15 protein-coding genes are annotated in these 24,125 nt (G+C 64.7%); 2 read left to right on the forward strand and 13 right to left on the reverse strand.

The features are described 5' to 3' along the window. Positions 1 to 44 precede the first annotated feature (44 nt). The 6 genes from E1742_RS08315 to E1742_RS08340 all read right to left on the reverse strand — a co-directional run bounded on the left by E1742_RS08315 (position 45) and on the right by E1742_RS08340 (position 8,096). Complete coding sequence (locus E1742_RS08315; protein ID WP_134384443.1) at positions 45 to 737, reverse strand: hypothetical protein; 693 nt, start codon at positions 735 to 737, stop codon at positions 45 to 47. Positions 738 to 763: 26 nt separating this feature from the next. Beyond that, positions 764 to 1,861, reverse strand: a complete 1,098-nt coding sequence (gene zapE, locus E1742_RS08320; RefSeq protein WP_134384444.1) for a cell division protein ZapE — start codon at positions 1,859 to 1,861, stop codon at positions 764 to 766. 70 nt (positions 1,862 to 1,931) lie between these two features. Next, positions 1,932 to 3,365, reverse strand: coding sequence for a dihydrolipoyl dehydrogenase (lpdA, locus tag E1742_RS08325; protein WP_134384445.1), 1,434 nt, complete (start codon positions 3,363 to 3,365; stop codon positions 1,932 to 1,934). Further along, on the reverse strand, positions 3,355 to 3,720 hold the full coding sequence (locus E1742_RS08330; protein ID WP_134384446.1) for a PspC domain-containing protein: 366 nt from the start codon (positions 3,718 to 3,720) through the stop codon (positions 3,355 to 3,357). Before E1742_RS08330 ends, lpdA begins: the two co-directional genes overlap by 11 nt. 187 nt (positions 3,721 to 3,907) lie before the next feature. After that, positions 3,908 to 5,167 (reverse strand): 2-oxoglutarate dehydrogenase complex dihydrolipoyllysine-residue succinyltransferase, encoded by a 1,260-nt coding sequence (gene odhB, locus E1742_RS08335; RefSeq protein ID WP_134384447.1) that lies wholly within the window; start codon positions 5,165 to 5,167, stop codon positions 3,908 to 3,910. Positions 5,168 to 5,240: 73 nt separating this feature from the next. After that, entirely contained in the window at positions 5,241 to 8,096 is a 2,856-nt protein-coding gene (locus E1742_RS08340) for a 2-oxoglutarate dehydrogenase E1 component (RefSeq protein ID WP_134384448.1), read from the reverse strand. 670 nt (positions 8,097 to 8,766) lie between these two features. On the opposite strand from E1742_RS08340, the gene E1742_RS08345 reads away from it, so the two are divergent. Beyond that, positions 8,767 to 10,776, forward strand: coding sequence for a putative bifunctional diguanylate cyclase/phosphodiesterase (locus tag E1742_RS08345; RefSeq protein WP_166793446.1), 2,010 nt, complete (start codon positions 8,767 to 8,769; stop codon positions 10,774 to 10,776). A 12-nt stretch (positions 10,777 to 10,788) separates the two neighbouring features. Here the strand turns inward: E1742_RS08345 and E1742_RS08350 are convergent, their stop codons facing one another. Further along, positions 10,789 to 11,232, reverse strand: coding sequence for a hypothetical protein (locus E1742_RS08350; RefSeq protein WP_134384450.1), 444 nt, complete (start codon positions 11,230 to 11,232; stop codon positions 10,789 to 10,791). Between the two features lie 196 nt (positions 11,233 to 11,428). Here E1742_RS08350 and E1742_RS08355 point away from each other — a divergent pair, with 196 nt between their 5' ends. Beyond that, positions 11,429 to 13,207, forward strand: a complete 1,779-nt coding sequence (locus E1742_RS08355) for a hybrid sensor histidine kinase/response regulator (RefSeq protein WP_134384451.1) — start codon at positions 11,429 to 11,431, stop codon at positions 13,205 to 13,207. A gap of 62 nt (positions 13,208 to 13,269) precedes the next feature. On the opposite strand, the gene E1742_RS08360 is transcribed toward E1742_RS08355, so the two are convergent. From E1742_RS08360 to E1742_RS08385, 6 genes are all read right to left on the reverse strand, one after another. After that, on the reverse strand, positions 13,270 to 13,491 hold the full coding sequence (locus E1742_RS08360) for a hypothetical protein (protein WP_134384452.1): 222 nt from the start codon (positions 13,489 to 13,491) through the stop codon (positions 13,270 to 13,272). Positions 13,492 to 13,871: 380 nt separating this feature from the next. Beyond that, positions 13,872 to 14,213, reverse strand: coding sequence for a YciI family protein (locus tag E1742_RS08365; protein ID WP_134384453.1), 342 nt, complete (start codon positions 14,211 to 14,213; stop codon positions 13,872 to 13,874). Positions 14,214 to 14,561: 348 nt separating this feature from the next. Beyond that, complete coding sequence (locus E1742_RS08370) at positions 14,562 to 17,138, reverse strand: hybrid sensor histidine kinase/response regulator (RefSeq protein ID WP_134384454.1); 2,577 nt, start codon at positions 17,136 to 17,138, stop codon at positions 14,562 to 14,564. 116 nt (positions 17,139 to 17,254) lie between these two features. Further along, positions 17,255 to 19,402, reverse strand: coding sequence for a hybrid sensor histidine kinase/response regulator (locus tag E1742_RS08375; RefSeq protein ID WP_134384455.1), 2,148 nt, complete (start codon positions 19,400 to 19,402; stop codon positions 17,255 to 17,257). An 18-nt stretch (positions 19,403 to 19,420) separates the two neighbouring features. Then, the gene (locus E1742_RS08380; RefSeq protein WP_134384456.1) at positions 19,421 to 21,634 is read right to left on the reverse strand and encodes a hybrid sensor histidine kinase/response regulator; all 2,214 of its coding nucleotides are present in this window, start codon (positions 21,632 to 21,634) and stop codon (positions 19,421 to 19,423) included. Between the two features lie 306 nt (positions 21,635 to 21,940). Beyond that, positions 21,941 to 24,079 carry a PAS domain-containing hybrid sensor histidine kinase/response regulator gene (locus E1742_RS08385; protein WP_134384457.1) on the reverse strand — a complete coding sequence of 713 codons (2,139 nt, stop codon included), beginning with the start codon at positions 24,077 to 24,079 and terminating at the stop codon, positions 21,941 to 21,943. Positions 24,080 to 24,125: the final 46 nt, after the last annotated feature.

The raw sequence follows: 24,125 nt of genomic DNA on the forward strand, positions 1-24,125 counted from the left end.
ATCCGACAGAAAAAAGGCCGGCAACGCCGGCCCCGCTGTCACGTCTATTTCGCTTCGGCCTTGCGCCGCGCCCGCTCCGCATCGGCAGCCGCCTTTGCCGCCGCGTCGGCTTCCCGCTTCGCCTTCCTGGCAGCGCGCTCGGCCTGCTTGCGGGCGATCTCTTCCTGGCGCTCTTTCGACTCGGCCTGCTTGGCCTGGAACTGCTCTACCTTCCTGGCGCGCTCTCCCGCGCCGGCAGCCTCCTGCGCTGCCCGTTCGCGCACGCGGGCATCATGCTCGGCCTGGCGCTGCGCCGGCGTCTTCGCCAGCGGTCGCGGGCGTGGCTTGTCGGCCGGGTCGGCCTTGGGCGCCGGCGGCTTCGCCGCGTTCTTCGCCGCGTCCTCGGCGTCCTTGCGGGCACGCTGTTCGAGCTCACGGTCACGCTCATCGACGGCATGCTTGCGCTTGAAATGACTGGCGTCGATCTCGATGGCGCGCAGCTCGCTCAGGCGCAGCCGGCGTTGCTCCTTTGCCTTGTCCAGGCAGTTATTGACGAAGAATTTCGTATAGCAGACCGCTTCCTGCGTGGCGAATTCGCGCTCCGCCGCCGCGCGCTCCTCCTTCACTTGCGCCAGCCGCGTATCGGCCTGCTCGACCGTCTCTGCGGGCGGGACGTTCTGATTGAGCTGCTGGGCGACAGCGCTCCCGGCCAGCAGGGCCGTGAGGACGATCATCGATATTTTCAGTTGTAAAGCCATGGTGTTCCGCGGTTTTTCTTGTGGGGTCAGGTCAGGGCGGCGGCCGCGCCGCGCTGGGCCTTGTCCATGTATTCGCGCGACTGCATCTCGACGATGCGCGAGACGGTGCGGTGGAATTCGTTGGCCAGCATGCCGCTCGTGTACAGCTCTTCCGGCTCCACCTCCGCCGACATGATCAGCTTGACGCCCTGGTCGTAAAACACGTCGATCAGCCACGTGAAGCGGCGCGCTTCGGACGACTGCCCGGCCGACATCATCGGCACACCGGACAATATCACGGTATGGAAGCGGCTGGCGATTTCCAGATAGTCGTTCTGCGAGCGCGGGCCGCCGCACAGTGTCTTGAAATCGAACCAGATCACGGTGCCGGCGCGGCGCAGCGCGCGGATTTCGCGATTCTCGATGTGCACGTGCGGATCTTCGTCCTTGCCCACCACCAGCTTTGCGTAAGCCTCGCGCAGCTTCTCGTCCGTCACCGGACCCAGCGGCGTGTAGTAGGCATTGACCTGCTCCAGCGCGCGGCCGCGATAGTCCACGCCGGCGTCCACATTCAGCACGTCCATCCTCTCCTTCAGCAGGGCAATGGTCGGCAGGATGCGGTCGCGGTGCAGGCCGTCCGGGTACAAGGTGGACGGCTCGTAGTTCGACGTCATGATGAACGACACGCCGTTGTCGTACAGCGCCTTCATCAGGTTGTACAGGATCATCGCGTCGGCCACGTCGGAGACGTGGAACTCGTCGAAACAGATCAGCCGGTATTTCTTGGCAATGCGTTTTGCCACCTCGTCGAGCGGATCGGCAATGCCCATCAGCTCGTCGAGCTGCAGATGCACGGCGCGCATGAATTCGTGGAAGTGCAGGCGCGTCTTGCGCACCACGGGCACGACCGAATAGAACGAGTCCATCAGGAACGACTTGCCGCGCCCCACCCCGCCCCACATGTAGACGCCGCGCGGCACGTCGGGACGGTTGATCAGGCGCTTGAAGCTGTTCGAGCGCTGGGCCTTGTACTCGACCCACTCGTCGTAGCACTGCTGCAGGCGTTCGACGGCGCGGCGCTGCGCCTCGTCGGGCTTGAAATGGCGCTGCTCCAGCGCTTCCTGGTAGAACTCGAGGACGTTCATCGATGGTTTCGTTTCGTACAAAAACACCGGGCCGGCGCTTGAGGCCGGCCCGGAGGGACTTACGCGATACTTAGAAGTTCAGCGTGCGCTTGTCGATGGCCAGTGCCGCTTCCTTCGTCGCTTCGGACAGCGAAGGGTGGGCGTGGCAGATGCGGGCGATGTCTTCGGCCGACGCCTTGAACTCCATTGCCACGACGGCTTCGGAAATCAGTTCGGAAGCCATCGGACCGATGATGTGCACGCCCAGGATTTCGTCCGTCGTCGCGTCGGCCAGGAATTTCACCATGCCCGACGTGTCGCCCAGGGCGCGCGCGCGGCCGTTGGCCAGGAACGGGAACGTGCCCGCCTTGTAGGCCACGCCGTCAGCCTTCAATTGCTGTTCGGTACGACCTACCCACGCGATTTCCGGCGACGTGTAGATCACCCATGGAATCGTGTCGAAGTTGGTGTGGCCATGCTGGCCGGCGATACGCTCGGCCACGGCAACGCCTTCTTCTTCCGCCTTGTGCGCCAGCATCGGGCCACGCACGACGTCGCCGATCGCCCACACGTTCGGCAGGTTGGTCTTGCAGTCGGCGTCCACGGCGATGAAGCCGCGCTCGTCCAGCTGCAGGCCGGCCTTCTCGGCGTTCAGGCCATTGGTGTTCGGCGTACGGCCGATCGAGACGATCAGCTTGTCGAACGTGCCTTCCTGCGCTTCGCCCTTGGCGTTGGTGTACTTGACGGTGACGTTGTTCTCGCCCGTCGTCACGCTCTCGATCTTCACGCCCAGGTTGATACCCAGGCCCTGCTTCGTGAACAGCTTCAGCGCCTCCTTGGCGATCTGCTCGTCCACGGCGCCCAGGAACGTCGGCAGGCCTTCCAGCACCGTCACTTCCGCGCCGAGACGACGCCAGACGGAACCCATCTCCAGGCCGATGACGCCGGCGCCGATGACGCCCAGCCTGGCCGGCACGCCTTCGATGGCCAGGGCGCCCGTATTCGACAGGATCAGCTTCTCGTCGAACGGTGCGCCTGGCAGCGCGCGGGCATTCGAGCCCGTCGCCACGATCACCTGCCTGGCGTTGATGGTTTCCGTGGTCGGACCGGAGATCTCGATCGGGTAGCCTTCCGCGCCGGCGGCGCCGCCAAAGGCGGCACGGCCGTGGAAGAACGTGACCTTGTTCTTCTTGAACAGGAACAGGATGCCGTCGTTGTTCTGCTTGACGACGGTGTTCTTGCGCTTGAGCATTTGCGGCAGGTTCAGCGACAGGCCGGCAACGTCGATGCCGTGCTCCTTGAACGCGTGACCGGCGTGCTCGAAATGTTCCGACGACTGCAGCAGTGCCTTCGATGGGATGCAGCCCACGTTGGTGCAGGTGCCGCCCGGTGCCGGGCCGCCCTTTTCGTTGGCCCACTCGTCGATACAGGCGACGGAGAAGCCCAGCTGCGCTGCGCGGATGGCCGCGATATAGCCGCCGGGACCGGCGCCGATCACCACTACGTCAAATTGCTTATTGCTCATATTTTTTTCCAATCAGGTCGCTCCCTGGAAGCGTTTCTTCCGGAACGAATATCCACAACAGAATGTAAATCACCAGCCCGAATCCGAACGAGACCGTAAACAGCACGAACACCAGGCGCCAGATCCACGCCTCGACACCGGACGCCACGCCGATACCGCCGCAGACACCGCCAAGCCAGCGGTCCGTACGCGAACGGCGCAGGCGGGAGAACTCGCTGGCCAGGTCGCCGTTGCCGGCGTTCGCGGCGTTGGGCGCCGCATCGAGCAGCCGCGCTTTCGCGCGGGCGAATTCCTCGTCCGTCAGCGCGCCGGCCTGGTGCAGTTCGTGCAGGCGCTTGATTTCGTCGGAGATCATTGTTGCCTCCAGAGGTCGGGGGTCTTGGGGACTGTCCCTTCCGGACTGTCCCCGACGTTTGCCGGCGTTTCGGCCGATCAGGCGGACTTCGTTCACCGTCGCGGGTGAAAACCGGTGACAGTCCCCATGCGGGGACCGTCACCAGCTCCGGTCAGCCGTCAGGCTGAACGCGGGCTGGTGCCTTCGATTACAGGTCCAGCAGCAGACGCGCAGGATCTTCCAGCGCTTCCTTCATCGCGACCAGGCCCAGCACGGCTTCGCGGCCGTCGATGATACGGTGGTCGTACGACATCGCCAGGTAGTTCATCGGGCGGATGACGATCTGGCCGTCTTCCACGACGGCACGGTCCTTGGTCGCGTGCACGCCCAGGATCGCCGACTGCGGCGGGTTGATGATCGGGGTCGACAGCATCGAGCCGAACGTGCCGCCGTTCGAGATCGAGAACGTACCGCCCGTCAGGTCTTCCAGCGTCAGCTTGCCTTCCTTGGCCTTGGCGCCGAATTCGCCGATCTTCTTCTCGATCTCGGCAATGCTCATCTGGTCGGCGTCGCGCAGGATCGGCACGACCAGGCCGCGTGGCGAGCCGACGGCGATACCGATGTCGAAGTAGCCGTGGTAGACGATGTCGTTGCCGTCGACCGAGGCGTTCAGGATCGGATACTTCTTCAGCGCGGCCACGGCGGCCTTGACGAAGAACGACATGAAGCCCAGCTTGACGCCGTGCTCTTTCTCGAACTTGTCCTTGTACTTGTTGCGCAGGTCCATCACCGGCTTCATGTTCACTTCGTTGAACGTGGTCAGGATGGCGTTGGTGGATTGCGATTCGACCAGGCGCTCGGCGATACGGGCGCGCAGGCGGCTCATCGGCACGCGCTCTTCCGGACGGTCGCCCAGCTTCGGTGCCGGTGCGGCCACTTGCTGCAGCGCCGGCTTGGCGGCTGGCGCAGGCTTGGCGGCGGCAGGTGCGGCGGCTGGCTTGGCGCCGGCGGCCAGGGCGTCGCCCTTGGTCACGCGGCCGTCCTTGCCGGAGCCGGACACGTCGGTCGCGGACAGGCCTTTTTCGGACAGGATCTTGGCGGCGGCGGGCATGGCCACGTCGCCCTTCGAGCCACCGGTGGCGGCAGCGGCGGCAGGTGCGGCAGCGGCTGGCGCCTCAGCCTGGACCGGGGCAGCGGTGACGGGCAGCGGCGAAGCCATTGCCGTGGCATCGGTGTCGATGATCGCGATCACCTGGCCGGCCACGACGGTGGCACCGTCGGCGGCGATGATCTGGGCGATCACACCGGACTCGGGAGCCGGCAGTTCCAGGACAACCTTGTCGGTTTCGATATCGATCATGTTTTCGTCGCGCGTGACGGACTCGCCCATCCGCTTGTGCCAGGACAGCAGGGTCGCTTCGGCGACGGATTCCGACAGTTGTGGAACTTTGACTTCGATTTTTGCCATTGATTACTCCGTGAATTTATGCGTGGGTAACCACGCCGCCCCGCTCTTGCGGTGGCGGCGTGGCGTGCCGGTTTTACTTGGTCAGGATGAAGCCCTTCAGCTTCGAGAATGCCGTCTCCAGCAGTTCTTTCTGCTGGGCGTAGTGCTTGTCGTAGTAACCGACAGCCGGCGACGCGGAAGCGGGACGGCCGGCATACGCCAGGCGCTGGCCCGATTCCATCGACTCGAAGATGTTGTGCTGGATCTGGAACCATGGACCCTGGTTCTGCGGCTCGTCCTGCGCCCACACCACTTCGGTGGCGGCCGGGAACTTCTTCAGTTCGGCGGCAAACGCCTTGTGCGGGAACGGATAGAGCTGCTCGACGCGGATGATGGCCGTATCAAGCTGGCCGCGCGTCTTGCGGGCGTTGGCCAGATCGAAGTAGACCTTGCCCGAGCAGGCGATCACGCGCTTGACCTTCTTGGCGTCGATTTTCTCGTCGACTTCGCCGATCACGGTCTGGAACGCGCCCTTGGCCAGTTCGGACAGCGGCGAGCCGGCATCCTTGTTACGCAGCAGCGACTTCGGCGTCATGACGACGAGCGGCTTGCGGAACTGGCGCACCATCTGGCGGCGCAGCAGGTGGAAGATCTGCGCGGCGGTCGTCGGCTGGACCACTTGCATATTGTTGTCCGCGCACAGCTGCAGGAAACGCTCGGGACGGGCGGACGAGTGTTCCGGACCCTGGCCTTCGTAACCGTGCGGCAGCAGCATGACGAGGCCGGAAGCACGGCCCCACTTCACTTCGCCGGAGCTGATGAACTGGTCGATGACGACCTGCGCACCATTGACGAAGTCGCCGAACTGGGCTTCCCAGATCGTCAGCGTGTTCGGCTCGGCGGTCGAGTAACCGTATTCGAAGCCCAGCACCGCTTCTTCCGACAGCACGGAGTCGATGACGGTGAATGGCGCCTGGCCTTCGGAAACGTTTTGCAGCGGCACATAGGTGCCGGCATCCCAACGCTCGCGGTTCTGGTCGTGCAGCACGGCGTGGCGGTGCGTGAAGGTTCCGCGGCCGGCGTCCTGGCCGGTCAGGCGCACGGCGTAGCCGGACGAGACCAGCGACGCGTAGGCCAGGTGTTCGCCCATGCCCCAGTCCAGGTTCAGCTCGCCTTTACCCATGTTGGCGCGGTCGGCCAGCACTTTTTCCACCAGCGAGTGGACCTTGAAGCCTTCCGGCACCGTGGTGATGCGGGTGGCCAGGCGCTTCAGTTCCGTCAGCGGCACGGCGGTATCGGCCGCGTCGGTCCACTTGCGGTTCAGGAACGGCAGCCAGTCGACGGCGAACTTGTTCTTGAAGTTCGAGATGACCGGATCGACGGTATGCTTGCCGGCATCCATGGCGGCGCGGTAAGCCGCGACCATCTGGTCGCCGCCGTCGGCCGGGATCACGCCCTGCGCCGCCAGCTTGTCGGCGTACAGGCGGCGGGTGCCCGGATGTTGCGCGATCTTCTTGTACATCAGCGGCTGCGTCAGCGCCGGCGTGTCCTGCTCGTTGTGGCCCAGCTTGCGGTAGCAGATGATGTCGACAACGATGTCCTTCTGGAACTGCGCGCGGTAGTCCAGCGCGATCTGCGAGGCCAGCACGCAAGCTTCAGGGTCGTCGGCATTGACGTGCAGCACCGGCGCTTCGATCATCTTGACGACGTCGGAGCAGTAGATCGTCGAGCGCGCATCGCGCGGGTCGGACGTGGTGAAACCGATCTGGTTGTTGATGACGATGTGCACCGTGCCGCCCGTGCCGTAGCCGCGGGTCTGCGCCAGGTTCAGCGTTTCCATGACGACACCCTGGCCGGCAAACGCGGCGTCGCCGTGCACCAGGATCGGCAGCACTTGCGCGCCGTGGACGTCGCCGCGGCGGTCCATGCGTGCCTTGACGGAGCCTTCGACGACCGGGTTGACGATTTCCAGGTGGGACGGGTTGAACGCCAGCGACAGGTGGACCGGGCCGCCCGCGGTGGAGATGTCGGACGAGAAGCCCTGGTGGTATTTCACGTCGCCGGCCGGCAGGTCGTCGCCGTGCTTGCCTTCGAACTCTTCGAACAGGTCTTTCGGCGCCTTGCCCAGCGTATTGACCAGCACGTTCAGACGGCCGCGGTGGGCCATGCCGATGACGATTTCCTGCACGCCTTTTTCACCGGCGCGCTGGATGATCTCGTCGATCGAGGCGATGAACGTTTCGCCGCCTTCCAGCGAGAAGCGCTTCTGGCCGACGTATTTCGTATGGAGGTAGCGTTCCAGGCCTTCGGCCGCGGTCAGGCGCTCCAGGATGTGCTTTTTCTTTTCCGGCGAGAAGTTCGGCGTGGAGCGGATCGATTCCAGGCGTTCCTGCAGCCAGCGCTTCTCGGCCGGGTCGGAGATGTACATGAATTCCGCGCCGATCGAACGGGTGTACGTGTCGCGCAGGAAGTTGGTCAGATCGCGCAGCGACGCGTTTTCAGGACCGAAATAGGTGTTGCTGATGTTGAACACGGTGTCCATGTCCGCATCGGTGAAGCCGTAGGATGCCGGATCCAGCTCGGGGATCATTGGCCGTTCCTGGCGCTGCAGCGGGTCCAGGTTGGCCCAGCGCGAACCCAAGTAGCGGTAGGCGGCGATGAGTTGCGTGGCAGCAACGCGCTTGCGGCCCATTTCCGGGTCGCCGGAAGCGACGACGGTGCGGATCGGGCCGGCCTTGGCGCGCTCGGCGAAGGACGCGATGACGGAAGCGTGGGCGACGTCGGGTTTGTTGGAGCCGTCTACCGCGGGGACGTGCTGCATGGCGTCGAAATACGCGCGCCAGTTGTCGGGGACGGAGCCTGGATTCTCCAGGTACGCCTCGTAGAGCTCTTCTACGTACGGCGCATTCCCACCGAACAGGTAGGAGTTGGACGTCAGTTGTTGCATCATTCTTGCTCACCTTTCTTCGCGCTTCGCGAGGAATTAGCGGGTTAATCTAACCTTCCGCGACACGGCCTGACCGATTAGCGGATTGCACATCAAGTTGTGGGGGAAGGGCTGTACACCTAAAACCCGAAATCGCCGGTGCCGCTGTGCAGTCTTTCTGCACGCATATGAAAGCGGCAACAACTCCTCCGAAATTTCAACAATGGTTGTTTAGCATAGCACGCTACGCTGAGGTAGAACAACATGGTACGCCAAAAAGCCTGGCGGCGCAGGCGCCACCGGCAGGTCCAGGGTTGGGAACCGTCCCCCTTGCGAGATCCAAGCGCTGCTCGACCAGGGCGCCCGTCCCGACTGATACTCCTGCCCGGCAGCGAAGCACGCGGACTGCCAAGCGCGCGGCGCACTTTTGTTTTTTCGATCACACTACGGCTGTAAACGTTGGTTGTCCGCCGGCAGCGGCCACACCCTCCCCGCCGGCAGTAGCAAGCCGCATGTGCCGAGCCTGCGTGCTCTGTTCTGCGTGATGTTTGCTTCGGTATTGCTTCGGTATCTGCTTCGGTATTTGCTCCAATAAAAAGTAACAACACAGCGACTATTGCACTTCGGGGGAAGCATGGGGGAAAGCGGGCTGCAACCAGCGGGCGACGTTGGCAACTTGCCGTTGCAGGATGTGATGGACCTGCTTGCCGGGACTTTTTATGTCCTGGACGACTCGGGCTACTTTGTCCTGTGGAACCAGCAGGTGGAGCGGGTCACCGGGCTATCGGCCGAGCGCCTGCGCGGACTGCACCTGCTCGAAGTATTCGATCCGTCCGACCGGCCCAATGTGGCGCGCGCCTTCTGCACCGTCCTGCAGCAGGATGAGCGCGTACAGCTGGAGGCGCGGGTGCGCTCCACATCGGGCGAACTGATCCCCTTTGCCTGCTGCGCCTCGCGCCTGCTGGTGGGCGAGGGCACCAGCTACGTCTGCGGCATGGGCCTGGACCTGTCGCGCGACCAGCGCCAGCGCGACAAGCTCGAACTGTTCGAGCGGGCACTCATGGCGGCCAGCAACGGCATTGTCATTACCCGGCATGATGGCGTGGACAATCCCATCGAGTACGTCAACCCGGCCTTCGAACGCATCAGCGGTTACTCGGCCGACGAGGTGACTGGCCGGGATTCGCGCTTCATGGGCGCGCCAGGCCTGGACGACGAGCCGCGCCGCAAGCTGGCGGCCGCGATCCAGGCACACGAGCCCGCGTCCATCGTGTTCCGCAACCAGCGCAAGAATGGCGAACTGTTCTGGAATCACCTGACCGTGACGCCCGTGCGCGACCACCACCACCGCGTTACGCACTTCATCGGCATCATCGAGGACATCACCGCCACCAAACAGCGCGCCGCGCAGCTGGAACACCTCGTCACGCACGACGCGCTGACGGGACTGGCAAACCGCGTGCTGCTGCGCGACCGGCTCGATCACGCGATCCACTCGGCCCAGCGCAACCACGAAATGGTGGCCGTCGTCATGATGGACCTGAACAAGTTCAAGGAAATCAACGACACGCAGGGTCACGCTGCCGGCGACCACGTGCTCAGGAACGTGGCCCAGCGGCTGCAGTCGGCACTGCGCGAATCCGACACCGTGGCACGCCTGGGCGGCGATGAGTTCGTGCTGGTGCTGGCCGAGCAGCCCAACCTGCGCTTCACGCTGCGCATGATCGACCGGGTGCGGCGCGCCATGTCGGGCGAAATGGATATCGAAGGCCGCATCCTGTCCGTCGGCGCCAGCATGGGCGTGGCCGTCTATCCGAACGACGGCCGCAACGTGCACGACCTGCTGCAGGCGGCGGACGCGGCCATGTACGAAAGCAAGCACGGCGGGCCTGACGCCATCCATTTCTACTCGCCGACAATGGCTACCACGACGGCGGCCCGCCAGCATATGGAGCATGCATTGCGCGATGCGCTCGACCGTGACGACCTGTACCTGCTGTTCCAGCCCGCCGTCTGCGTCGAAACCGGCAAGATCCTTGGCCTGGAAGCGTTGCTGCGCTGGCGCCACCCCGAGCGGGGCGAGCTGCTGCCGGCGGACTTCCTGCCGGAAGCGGAAGAAAACGGCCTGATCGTGCCGCTGGGCCGGCGCGTGCTGGAGGACGTCTGCGCCACCCTGCACTACCTGGCCGAGCTTGGCTACCCCGACCTGCCGATCTCGATCAATGCATCCAGCCGCGAGTTCACGCAGCGCGATTACCTGCTGCACCTGGGCCGACGCATTGCCCATCACGGCATCAAGCCGTCCAACCTGGCCCTGGAGCTGCACGAAGAGCAGCTGATGCACGATCCGGAGCAGGCCACGCGCCTGGCGAACGGGCTGCAGGAGCTGGGCATACGGCTGTCGGTGGACGAGTTCGGCGCCGGGCTGAACAACCTTTCCTGCCTGCGCCGCCTGCCCGTCAGCCAGCTCAAGATGACGCGGCGGCACGTCCAGGAAATCGGCGCCACGCCCAGCGACGGCATGCTGACCAAGACGATGCTCGACATCGGTCACAACCTCAACATCCGCGTCGTCGCAACAGGCGTCGAAACGCGCGACCAGCACGACTTCCTGGCCGCCCACGGCTGCAGCAGCGTGCAGGGCAATTACATCAGCGAGCCGCTGGCGCGGCCCGCACTGGCGGAATGGCTGACGGCGCACTAGCCATTGCCAGGACTACCAGCTGCCCCGCCGGCTGAACAGATTGGGCTCCAGTCGATGGCAGCGCCCGTGCGCATGGCGCATCACCTGCTGTCCATACCGGTTGCGCAGCGTGATCACGCAGTCGAACGGCTCACCCGTCGTGAAGTACCGGACTGCCGGTACGGCCGGCGCGGTCTCGAACGTCACCTCGATAGTGGCTTCGATCAGCTCGTCGGCTGCCAGGCCGATCTTCGGCAGTGCCCGCCGCAGCTGCTCGCCATAGTTGCGGGCTACCGTGACAGTAACATCGGTAGCGGGCTCGGCATCCCAACGCAGCAGGTCCAGGCGCACGACGCATCCCGGCAGTTGGGCGTACAGCATTCCGGGCGCCCAGTACCCTTCAACGTCGTTGTTGCGGCCGACGAAGGAGTCCAGCAGACCGGCTGCCAGGTGCCGCAATCTTCCGATACGTTTCAATGCGGGTTCTCCTTGCGCGCCGGTGGTTGCACTGCGCTATACATGCATCGGTTGCCCCTGCCAGAGCTGTCAGGACGGCCCGGCGGGCGCCGCGAGGCCCCAACAGACGCCCCGCGCTAGCGTATCATAGAGAGATCAGGACGCCGGGGCGTCCCATCCATTACGAGGCGCGCCTGGCGCGGATCAAACCTTGCACATGCATACTTCACACCGCAACTCGGGGATCGACGCCGTCGGCAGCATCCCTTGGGGCTCACACTTCTGCCAGTTCTACCGCAACGAGGCCGATCTGGCCGAGACACTCGTCCCCTTCTTCCAGGCTGGCCTGGACGCCAACGAATCCTGCCTGTGGGTGACGTCGCAATCGCTCGATGCCGGCAAGGCCACGTCGCTGATGGCGCGTGCCATCCCGGACTTCGACCGCTATGTCAGCAGCGGCCAGATGGAAATCGTCTCGATCTCGGACTGGTACAAGGCCGGCGACGTGTTCGACCCGGACGTCGTGCTGAACGGCTGGATCGAACGCGAACAGCGCTCGCGGGAACGTGGCTTTGCCGGCCTGCGCCTGACGGGCGACACGATCTGGGTCGAGCGCTCCGGCTGGGACGATTTCATGGACTACGAACGCAAGGTCAACGGCGCGTTCCGCCGCCACAACCTGGTGGCGCTGTGCACCTACTGCGTGGAAACGTGCAGCGCGGAGGACGTGATCGACGTCTGCCGCCACCACCAGTTTGCCCTGACCCGCCGCGACGGCGACTGGGAACTGCTGGAAAGCTCGTCGCTGAAGATCGCCAAGGAAGAGCTGATGCGCCTGAACATGGAGCTGGAACACCGTGTCGAGTCCCGCACGGCCGCCCTGAACACCGCCGTGCGCGCCCGCGACGAATTCCTTGCCATGCTGGGCCACGAGCTGCGCAATCCACTGGCGCCCATCCGCACCGCGGCCGAGGTCATCGGCTCCCTGGCGCCGGCCGGCTCGCCCATTGCCGCCAGCTCGGCCATCCTGGATCGCCAGGTGGGCCACCTGACGCGCCTGGTGGACGATCTGCTCGACGTTGCCCGGATCACGCAGGGCCATATCCAGCTGAACATGAAGGAAACGTCGCTGGCCGACATCATCGACATGGCCGTCGAGCAGGCCCGCCCGCTGATCGACCAACGCGGCCATTCGCTGGCGGTCGCCCTGCCCGGCCGCGCCGTGCGCGTCAACGCCGATGCCACACGGCTGGCACAGGTGTTCGGCAACCTGCTGCATAACGCGGCAAAATACACGCCGAACGGCGGCGAGGTCGGCATTGCCACGCGTATTCTCGGCAATATGGCAACGATCACCGTCACGGATACGGGCGCCGGCATCCCGTCAGGAATGCTGGACGCGGTATTCGGGCTGTTTACCCAGCTGCCGCGCTCGCTAGACCGCTCCGACGGCGGCCTCGGCATCGGACTGACGCTGGCTCGCCGCATCGTCGAACTGCACGGCGGGACGATCGCGGCGCACAGCGACGGTCCCGACCAGGGCAGCAGCTTTACCGTGCAGCTGGGTCTGGTGGAGCCAACACGAACGTCCGCACCCAGCCTGCCCGCGCCGGACCGTGCCGCTGCAGGAACGTCGGGCCGCCGTATCCTGCTGGTGGACGACAACGCCGACGCGCGCGAACTGATGGCTACGTTGCTGTCGCTCCACGGCCACGACGTCACCACGGCCGAGGACGGCGAAGGCGCACTGGCGGCAGCCCAACGCTGCGACCCGGAAGTGGTCATGCTCGATATCGGCCTGCCCGGCATCGACGGCTACGAAGTCGCCCGCCGGCTGCGCGCAATGCCGGCAACGGCCTGCGCGATGCTGATCGCATTGACGGGCTACGGCCAGCCGTCCGACCTGCAGGCGGCCACGGCGGCCGGGTTCGACGACCATATCCTGAAGCCGGCGAAGCTGGAGGACGTGCTGGCGAAGGTGGCGGCGCCGCGCTGAGCGGCGCGGTCCGCTACGACGGGGTAACGTTTTTGACCTGAACCAGGACGGACAGCGGTGGCTCAGCCGTGCAGCATGATGCGGCTGACAATGCTGTAATCGACCTTCCTGTACCTGCTGGCGCCGTCCGGGTCGTCGAATTGCTCGCCCCAGCTGCACAGCTTGCCGGCACCGTCACCGCAGACATGGTGCGCCAGGTTGCACCAGCGGTTGACAATACCTGTGCGTGCCAGGTCCAGGATGGCAGCCCCTGGCACGCCGTCGTCCTTCCGGTATGGCCGCAAATCCACATCGTCCGGGCATAGGCGATCACGGCTTGCGGCGGCAACGCGATGGAGTAGGCGGTATCGTCCCCGCCTTTGGCGATATCCTCGATATAGCCCTCGATCGTCCACTTGCCTGGGTTCGGAAGGTCCGGGCCAGCTCCACGATATCGTTGAGCAGGTTGGCCTCCCCGCCCGCATCATGCGAGGTAAAGTCTTGATCCCGCCTGTACGCGCGTGTTGCGCATGTATTCTTGTCGCCCAGCGCCTTGTCGAGACGCTTGTACGATCCTGGACGGTGCTTGTGGACCATGTACAGCGTGCTGGCGAAACCGAAGATGCCATGCGCCTTGTTGGCTCAATCAAGCCGAGCCACGAAATAGCGTCGGCCTGGATGACTATCAGGTTGCACCATCCTGCTGCGCCATGGGCCAAACCTCGACGACTCCGTACGCGACAGCACACGGTGTTTTCGAAACCAACTCGATCGCCTCAGCTATGTCTGATGCTTCAATGATGGCAAAGCCGGCAATCGGCAGGCGTGACGACATGAATGAGCCCGCCTCCGTATGCACTCCTTTCGCACCGTGGTTGCGCACCTGGACCGGCTGCCCCGCGATTCCCATGTCGGCGCCGCGCCGCAGTAGCAACTCGTCATGGGCATGGGCTGCACTCCGTACAGTCTCGCTCGTGCGCTCGTAGCCTTCGCGATCGCCATAACCGATAGTGATGAATTTTGCCATTCCCGAACTCCACTCGCAAAGAGACGCCCCATTTCGGTTTCGCATTCAGCGAAGCCGGTCTTCGGCCTTGTCGCATCGCAGGTTCACTTAGAAGCACCCGGGCACATCTCGGCCATACCATGTCGACGAATGAGGTTGGGCATATTCGACAAACCGACAAGAATCATCTGAAGCTTTCTTGCCCCTGTCATGTGCTGGTAGTGAGCTGCTGATCAAACAGGCTCGAGTCCCACCAGCGTGGGGACCATCGTCCGATCGACCGTCCAGTTCAAAATGGTGCTGAGTTCACGCTGACGTTACGGCAGACGTCGACTTTACTTGTTCGCGGCCGCGTATGCCCGCGCACTGCTAGCTGGCCGCGCTCGACCGCCGGCCAAGCAGTGACAGCAGTGCTTGAGGCTGAACGGGCTTGACGAGGTGCTGTTCGAAGCCGGCGTCCTTGCTGCGCAGCGCGTCTTCCGGCTGACCGAAGCCGCTGAGGGCGATGAGCCGGCAGGACTCCCCACCCGGCTTGTTGCGTATCCGTTGCGCCAGCTCATGGCCACTCATCAGCGGCAGTCCGATGTCGAGGATCGCCAGGTCCGGCCGGAACGCCGCCAGCTTGTCCAGTGCCGTGATCGGATCGTGGCATAGCTCGACGATATGTCCGTGTTGTTCCAGCATCACGCCCAGCATGCGTGCCGCGTCGGCATTGTCGTCGACAATGAGGATGCGGGAGCGGACCGCGTCGATCGCTTCGGTCGGGCTGACGCGTGCGTCCATTACCGGTACAGCCGCGGCCGGGAGCACCGGAAGCACGACGATAAACTCGCTGCCCAGTCCCGGACCGGCACTATGAGCTTCGATGTGCCCGCCATGCAACTCAACCAGCCGGTGCGCCAGCGAGAGGCCGACGCCGAGGCCTCCCTCGGCCCGGTCGATGCCGCGCGGGCCTTGATAGAACAGGTCGAAGACCTGGCGCAATTCCTGCCCCGACATGCCGCGCCCGTTGTCGAGGATACTGATGCGGGCGCTGCCGGCTGCATCCCGTGCGGCGGTCAATCGGATCGCGCCGCCGTTGGCCGTGTAGCGCGCCGCGTTGATCAGAAGATTGGCGACAACCTGCGCCAGCCGGACCGGATCGCCATTGACCATCAGCGCGGGCTCGACCGACAGCGTGAGTGCGTGCGCGCGCGACCGTATATCCGCAGAGGCGATCTCCACCGCCTTGTGGAGCGCTGCGTCCAGCGCCATGCTCTCGCTCTTCAGTTCGATCTTCCCCTGCGTGACCCGGGCAATATCGAGAAGGTCGTCGACCAGACGCACCAGATGATCGAGCTGCCGGCGCATCACGCGCCGCTCCTGACCGAAGGATGCATCGCCGCGCAATTCCATCATCTCCAGTGCCATCAGGATCGGCGAGAGCGGGTTGCGCAGCTCATGCCCCAGCATGGCCAGGAACTGGTCCTTGTTGCGGTTGGCTTCCGTCAACGCCGTCAGGATGACCTCACGCTCGTCGCGCGCCTGCTCCAGCGATTTTCGCGCCGTGACGTGTTCCGTTATGTCGACCACTACCGCCAGGACGCCCTCTGTGGCACCTTGTTCGTTTTGCAGCGGCTCCAGGCTGAGCCTGATGTAGCGCTCCGATGCGCCGTGAAACTCCTGCAGGCATATCTCATCGGCGCTGAACGCCGTGCCGCTCGCATGAACCTGTTGCAACAGGGCGTGCAGCCGGCCCCCCACAGCCGCAGGAAACGCCTGCGCAAACGTCCTGTCCCGGAGCTCCGCGCCGCCCGCCATCTCGACGAAGCGCTCGTTGACGACCTGGAAACGCAACTCCGGTCCGATCAGCAACGCGGTGGCAACGGGCGAGCGCAAGATCATCTGGTCGCGCTGCAGCAGCGCCCTGTCCCGTTCATGCCGTTCCGTGGCGTCGCGCGTAAAGCAGCGGGTATAGCGCAACTGGCCGTTCTCGAAACAACCGTTCGAGTGGATCACGACGTGGCGCACGCTGCCGTCACGGCAGCGCAGCCGCGCCGGCTGGTCGTACAGCGTGCCGCCACCCAGCAAAGTGTCGAGAATATGCTCGATGACGGGGCTGTCGACGTGGAACTCGGCAATATGGTGGCCCACGTACTCGTCCCACCGATACCCCAGCAGCGCCAGCTCGGCCTTGTTCGCCCACAGGATCGTGCCATCCGGCCCGACGCGGTGGATCCCTTCGGCGGCATTGTCCAGGAATTCCGCCAGATCGGCCTGCGTGGCCGCGGCCAGCCGCTCCGCCGCCTGCCGCCGCGCGACTTCGCCGTCCAGCGCGAAGGCTTTGCGCTCCAGTTCGAGCAGCACCATGGCATCGTTGCGCCCCACGGTGCCGGCACCCGGCTGGCGCTGCGAACCGGCGTGGGAGTGGCATTTGCAGATGGCAGCGAAACTTTCCGCCAGCTCCGCTGTCGGAAACAGTGTCCACGGATAGGCGCAAAACAGCGAAAATGCGGTCTGGCCGGCAAGTTCGTTCCATAGCTGCTCGAGTCGCACGGCAGCCTCATAGCGCCCGTCGGCACACAGCAAGGCCACCATTTCGCCGTATGCATGCAAGGGCGCTCCATCGTTTCGCGCGGTGCGCACGAGGGTCCCCATCACTGCGTCGAAGCGTCCTCTGTCGGGCCAGCCTCCCACCGACAGCTGCGCGAGCGTTTCCGCTGCATCCAGTACGACAAGCCTCGCCAGGGCGCCGGACGCCTGCGTGCCGAGCGCAGCGCGCAGGCGCGCCGTCACATCGCCTACTCGCGCCGCCGTGGCAATGAGGATGCCGGATCCGCCCTGCGCCAGAGCGGTGTGCAGGTGACTGACGATTTCCTCGGCAAGTAATACCTCGTCCTCGTAGAACCGGACAAAGTGATGGCTGTCGCGGCAAGCGGAGGACGCCGGGGCTTGTTCTGTGAACATGGGTACCTTGGATCGGTCCGGGGAACGGACACCGTCGGTCATTGTAGTCGTTATACGACTGGCGGGTAAATGACTATGTCAGGACTGCGGAACCGTCCAGGACAAACCAGATCCCGTCATCCGTTGCCCACCTGGCGGCCCGCCAGCCCGGCCGCTTCGTCCAGATAGTGCGCCAGCGTTTCCAGGCACGCCGGTTTGGTCAGGTGACGCGAGAATCCGGCGTCGAACGCGCGCTGCCGGGCCTCGCCCTGTCCGTAGCCCGTCACGGCAATAAACAGCGCCCCGGCGCAGCCCGGCTGCGTCTTCAGCCGGGCCACCAGCTCATAACCATCCATATCGGGCAGACCGATATCGAGCATTACCACGTGGGGCGCCGCCGCCGTGGCGCTCGACAACGCCGAGCGCGCATCGTGCGCCACCGTCACCGTGTGTCCCATTTGCCCGAGCAGCCGCGCAAGCATCGCGGCGCCGTCGGCATTGTCGTCGACCAGCAGGATGTTCAGCGGCGTGGAGGTGCCGCCGGCGCGTATCCCCGCTGCGCGCCGTTCGCTGCCGGCCGCCGGACCGCCGTGCCAGCGCGGCAGTTCGATCGTGATTGTCGTACCCAGCCGTTCGCCTTCGCTGTATGCGTGGACCCGCCCGTCGTGCAGCTCCACCAGCGATCGGACGAGTGCCAGGCCGAGTCCCAGCCCCCCTTGCGTGCGCCCCAGCGTTCGCCTGCCCTGGATGAAGGAGTCGAACACATCCGGCAACAACTCCGGCGCGATGCCGCTGCCGTTGTCCGTGACGGAAATACTGACGCGCTCGGCCTGTCCCGTCAGCACGACGGCGATCCGGCCACCTTCGGGCGTGTACTTGGCCGCGTTATTGATGACGTTCGCCAGGACCTGTACCAGACGCACGAAGTCGCCGTGCACCAGCATCGGCTCGGCCGGCGCCGAGTACGCGAGGACGTGACGGCGCTGTTCGACCAGCGGTCGCACCTGTTCGCTTGCCGTTTCGACCACAGAGTGCAGGTCGACCGCATGCAGATCCAGCTCGATCATGCCGCGCGTGACGCGTGACACGTCCAGCAGGTCATTGAGCAAGGTCGTCATATGGCCGACCTGGCGGGAAATGATCCTGCCCAGATCGAGCGCCCGCGCGCCCTCGACGTGGCCAAGCTCGAGCAGCTGCGCAGCCGCGCCAATCGGCGCGAGCGGATTGCGCAACTCGTGCGCGAGCATCGCCAGGAACTCGTCCTTGCGGCTGTTGGCAAGGCGCAGCGCGTTCTCCGCATTGGCCCGTTCGATGGCATCCCAGGTCCGTTGCGCCACCTCTTCCGCGACAAAGACGTCTGCGTCGCTCCACCGACGCGGGTTCGCACAGTGGAGGTAAAGGATGGCGACCAGCCGGCCACCCTTGACGAGCGGGACGACAAGCAGGCTCCTCGTCCCGATGCTGGCATAGCCGGCGGCGTACGGGGCGGAACGGGGGTCGGCTTCGATATCGTCGAGCCGCAGTGTCTGCCCCGCCCTGAGGACCGCGATGATGTTCGGCCCGAAACTGTCCAGCGGGCGGGTCTCGCCGGCCAGGCTCTGCATTGCGCCCCCGGCCGCCGTCCAGTCGCGGCGCACGGATACCGAGTCCGATACGGCATCGATTTCGCCATACCCGACGCGGTCTGCGTTGACGTATCGACCCAGCATTGAAGCGGCGTGTGCGGTAATCGCCAGCGGGTCATTCAGTCCGCGCAGTGTGTCGGACAGGGCAAGCTGGAACGCCTGCCGTTGTTCGGCAAGCACTTCGCGTGTGGTTTCGGCAAAGGTGACCAGTACGCCATTGGGCGTTCCGTCATCGGCGCGTACCGGACTGTATGAAAAACTGAAATAGCAGTCTTCCGGATAGCCGAACCGTTCGATCGTCAGCTTGAACCGCTCGAAACCGATGCCTTCGCCGGCCAGCACCTTCTGCCACATGGGGCCGATCGTCGGCCAGATTTCAGACCAGGTCACCCGGGCGTCGTTCCCCAGCGCGTCGGCGTCCTTCTCGCCCAGGATGGGCACGTAGGCATCGTTATAGAACTGCGTGAACCCGTCGCCCCACGCCAGGTACATCGGCAGACGGCAGTCGAGCAGCAGCCGAACCGCATTGCACAGGCTGGGCGGCCAATTGCCCACCGCGCCCAACGGGGTGCGGGACCAGTCGTGCGACATCATCCGCCGTTCCATTCGGGTGGGGGCGATGTCGGTCGCCGGGTCGTTGATAAGTCGAGGCCAATTCATGGTGGCTTTCCTGTCGATTCAGCGAGCAGGCCGAAGAAGTTCCCGGATCGACGCGATCAGTTGCTCCAGCGGTACCGGCTTGGTCAGATGTTTATCGAAACCGGCACCCAGCGCCCGCGCCCGGTCGGTTGGCTGTCCGTATCCTGTCACGGCGATCAGCCGGATGGCGGCGGTGAGCGGGTCGTTTCTCAGTCGTGCCGCCACATCATGGCCAGACATATCGGGCAGGTCGAGGTCGATCAGCGCCACGTCGGGGCTGGCCGAGGCGGCCAGCGCGATTCCCTCGGCCCCGTTTTCCGCGACATGCACCGTAAGACCGTGTTCGGCCAGCATCAGCGCCGTCATTTCCCGTACATCGCGGTTGTCCTCGATCACCAGGACGGTGCCGGCGGCCTGCGACCGTGCGTCCGGTGTCGCTGCCGGAGCGCCGGACCGGGTGTCGATCGTGGGGAAGCGCAGCGTGAAGACGCTGCCTTGCCCCACCCCGGCGCTGTGCGCCACCAGCGTGCCGCCATGCTGCCGCGCCAGTGCATCGACCACGGCCAGACCGATGCCCAACCCGTCTTTCGACCGATTGACCACCTTCCCCTGAACAAAGACCTCAAACGCCCTGGCCAGCAGTTCCGGCGCCAGGCCGATGCCGGTATCGGCAATGGCCAGTACGGCAAAACCCGCATCCGTGCGCAGGGTGATATCGATATTGCCGCCTTCGGGTGTATATTTCAGGGCATTATCGACAAGATTGCAGAACATCTGCTCCAGGCGCGTGGGGTCGCCCTGGATTGTCGCAGCGGCAAGGTCGACGCGGACCCGATGATTGCGCATGGCGCCGCGCGTCTCGAATCCCGCCAGACATCCCTCCAATGCCGCCTTCAGGTCGACCGGGCGGAGCACCATCCGGATTTTCCCGCTCAGGATGCGGTGGGCGTCCAACAAGTCGTCGACCAGCTTGGTCAGGTGCCCGGTTTGCCGGGCGATGATCGAACGGGCCTTCGCCGCCCGGTCGGCATCGATGCCCGGCAGGTTCAGCACCACCGTTCCCGAGGCGATCGCCGCCAGCGGATTGCGCAGTTCATGGCCAAGCATGGCCATGAATTCGTCCTTTGCCTGGTTTTGCGATTCAGCAATTTTCTGTGCCTCCTCGGCGTGGACGCGCGCGGCCCGAGCTTCGTCGAGCGTTCGCTGCCGGTTGTCCCGGGCGGCCGCGAGCAGGCAGCCCGCGTCGTGCAATGCCAGCTGCAGCCGGTTCATTTCGTCGACCCGTAAATCCTTCACGGGCGGGATCCGATGGCGCGACAACATCCCGGCATCGGCGGCGACCGTGCCGATCGCGCCCAGCAGCCGACGGCTGAACAGCACGGCGCCACCAATCGCGCACAGCAGCGCGGTGACGAAACCGGCAGCCGTCAACGCCACGGACTGCACGGCGGTTTTTTCGATTTCGGTGACGGGCACTCCGATACCGACAGTCCAGCCGGTGATGGCAGACCGTTCCCAGGCGCCGTACATCTCGACGCCGTCGCGCGTGTACGCCCGCCCGATGCCCTCGAAACCGGCAAGTATCGTGCGCAGCCGCTCTTCTCTTGGCGGAAGCCCGACAAATTTTTCCGGATGTTTGTTGCGCGCAATCGTGATGCCCTGCCGGTCGAACACGGCGATCAGCCATGACGGCGGAATATTTTCGTCCGGCAGCAACCTGTTCAGGTGGTCCGAATACATCCATTCGTTGACGACCATGCGGCGGCCGTCGCGGATCCGCACCGGATACTCCACGCTGACGACATACTTGCCAGTCGCACTACCTTTGATTAACCCGCTGTACACGGGCGCGCCGCCCGCGATGACGTTCTTTACCCTCGCTTGCGTGATGGCAACAGGGGCGGGAATCTTCGTACCGAAGGGACGCACCGTGTTGAACAGCTGCTGGCCGTTCTCGTCGATCAACGCCGCATGGATGTCCCGGTGGCTGTTTGCCGCTTTCGCCTGTGCATAGAACTCCTCGATCGCGCCGTTCTGCAGCACTCGCGACGTACTGAGCGTCTGCGCCGTCGCCATGGCGAACGTCATCTCGCGGTCCATCACGTTGACCGACGCCCGCGCCAGTTCCTGCATGCTGCGCAGGGCCGCCTGGCGCTCGGCCGTCAGCAGCAGGTCCAGTGCCACCGCCGAAAAAACCACCGTGGGAGCGAGGATGACCAGCACGAGCAATGCGATGTGGGATCTGACTTTCATGACTCAAGAAGAACTGGTGGGGACTCTGCAGGTCGCAGAGGGCGCCGCGGCGAACACCCTGCGGCATACGCTCCGGGCTGTGTGCACGGAGCTCTTGAGCTCGGCAGTAGCGGCGATTATAACAGTCGGGCCAGCGCTCCCTTCGGCACCCGCAATGTATTGTGCTGAGCACATTCCTGTATCCCCGGGACAAATACGTGTCGAGGGCGCTGGCGCCGCGCCTGCCCGCGGCGCCAGCGAGCGTGCCAGCAACACCTTGGCCGGGAACCGGGCGTATCGTCCAGGCGGACGACCGCCCGGGCAACGCTAGCCGCCGCGCCAGCTGCGCAAGGTCGACAATACGGTCAACAGCTCGGCGGGCTCGACCGGCTTGGCCACGTGCATCTGGAAACCGCTCGTCAACGCCCGCATCCGGTCCTGGACGCGTGCATAGGCGGTCAAGGCAACCGCAGGGGCAGCGGCGCGCCGCTCGGCGCTTTCACGCCGGCGCACCTCGGCAATGAAGCCGTGGCCATCCATGCCTGGCATGCCAATGTCGCTGACGATCATGTCCGGCCGAATCCCCTCCCACAGCAGGAGGCCCGACTCCGCGTCGTTGGCGGTTTCCACGATGGCGCCCGCGCCGGTCAGGACGGCGGCCAGCATGTTCCTGGCGTCGTCATCGTCCTCCACGAGCAGCACGACCGCTCCTGTCAGGCTGAACTGGTCCATGTCGATGGGCGCACGATAGGCGCCGGCGGCGACCTGCGGCGCAGCTGCATGAGCCTGGGCACTCGCCAGGGGCGCAACGGGCAGCACGACCGTGAAGGAAGCGCCCTGGCCCAGCCCTTCGCTGAACGCCGATACGGTGCCGCCATGCAGTTCGACCAGCTTCTTCACGATCGCCAGGCCAAGACCAAGGCCGCCATGCTTGCGACTCGACGTGGCATCGACTTGCGTGAAGCTTTCAAAGATGCGCGGCAGATATTCCTGCGGGATGCCGGCACCGTTATCGGACACGACGATGTGAATGCTCGAGTGATGCCGGTGCAAGGCGACGTGGACGCGGCCCCCCTTGGGCGTGAATTTGATGGCGTTGGACATCAGATTCCAGACGATCTGCTGCAGCCGCTCCGGATCGCCCGAGACGGGACCTGCCAGCGGGTCGAGCACCAGCTGGATGTTCAACGATTTCGCGATGGCGGCCGGGCGGACGGCCTCCACCGCCGCTTCGACCGAGGGTTGCGGCGAGAACAGCTGCACGTTCAGGCGCAGCTTGCCGCTGACAATGCGCGATATGTCCAGCAGATCCTCGACGATCTGCGCTTGCGCCCGCGCATTGCGTTCGATGGTCTCGATCGCCCGCTGGGCCATGGCACCATCGAGCTTGCCCGAGGTGAGCATATGGGACCAGCCCAGAATGGACGTCAGCGGCGTACGCAATTCGTGCGAGACCGTTGCCAGGAACTGGTCCTTTGCTTCGTTTGCGCGCGCGGCCTCCTCGTACAGCCGGTGCTTTTCGGCCGCTTCCAGCTCGGCACGTTTCTTGGCGAACAGCGCTTCCTGGTACAGCGAAGCCTTGTTCAGCCCGATCGCGGCCTGTGCCGCGAGCGTCTCGACGATGCGCTCATGCTCTTCCGTAAAAATATGTGGCGCCTCGTGTCCGAAGAAAAGCCCGCCGATGACCTCGTTCTCGCTTGATTTGACGCCCACCGCCAGATAGGAACGCACCGGCAGATGTCCGGCCGGCATGCCGTGGTGCGGCGCCATCCTGCCGTAGCGCGGGTCGAGCCGGATATCGTCACTGCGGATGGTACCCTCGCCACGGAACGTGGGGCCGAACAGGTGCGTGTTGCGCGGCAGGGGGAAACGGGAAAACGCTTCCTTGGGCACGCCCGCAATGGTGTAGAGCGTGTACGATTCGCCCGCCTCGTTGCGCACGTTATAGAAAAATGCGCCGAATTGGGCGCCGGTCAGGGCGGTCGCCTCGTCCGTGACGGCCTGGACAATTTTCTCGTGATCGAATTCCTGGACGATCAGCATCCCGATCCGCTGCAAGGCTTCGCGCTCACGCTCCCTCTCGAGACCGCCGCGGGCGTCCTGCACTTCAATGACGGTCCCCACGACCCGCCCGTCCCGCCGGATCGGGCTCGCCGTGAACGAGACCGGGTACAGGGTGCCGTCCTTGTGGACGAACACTTCCGTGCCCTGCTCCTGCATGTTGGCGGGCGCGGCGCGATCGATCGGGCACTCGGCAAGGGGGTACGGGCTGCCGTCGGGCCGCGTGTGGTGGACAAAATCATGCAGAGGCGCACCCTGCACCTCGGCAAGGGCAAAGCCGGTCAGCCGCTCGGCTGCCGGGTTCATGTATACGCAGTGCTGGTGCTCGTCCATGACGAACAAGGCAACTGTCGCGTTGGTGCACAGGTCATGCAGGTCGAGCAGACTTTTGGCAGTCTGGGTCATCGTTGGGTTTCCGAAAAATTAACGAATATTAGTGGGATCGGGCCGG

Source organism: Pseudoduganella plicata (assembly GCF_004421005.1).
Lineage (GTDB): Bacteria > Pseudomonadota > Gammaproteobacteria > Burkholderiales > Burkholderiaceae_D > Rugamonas > Rugamonas plicata.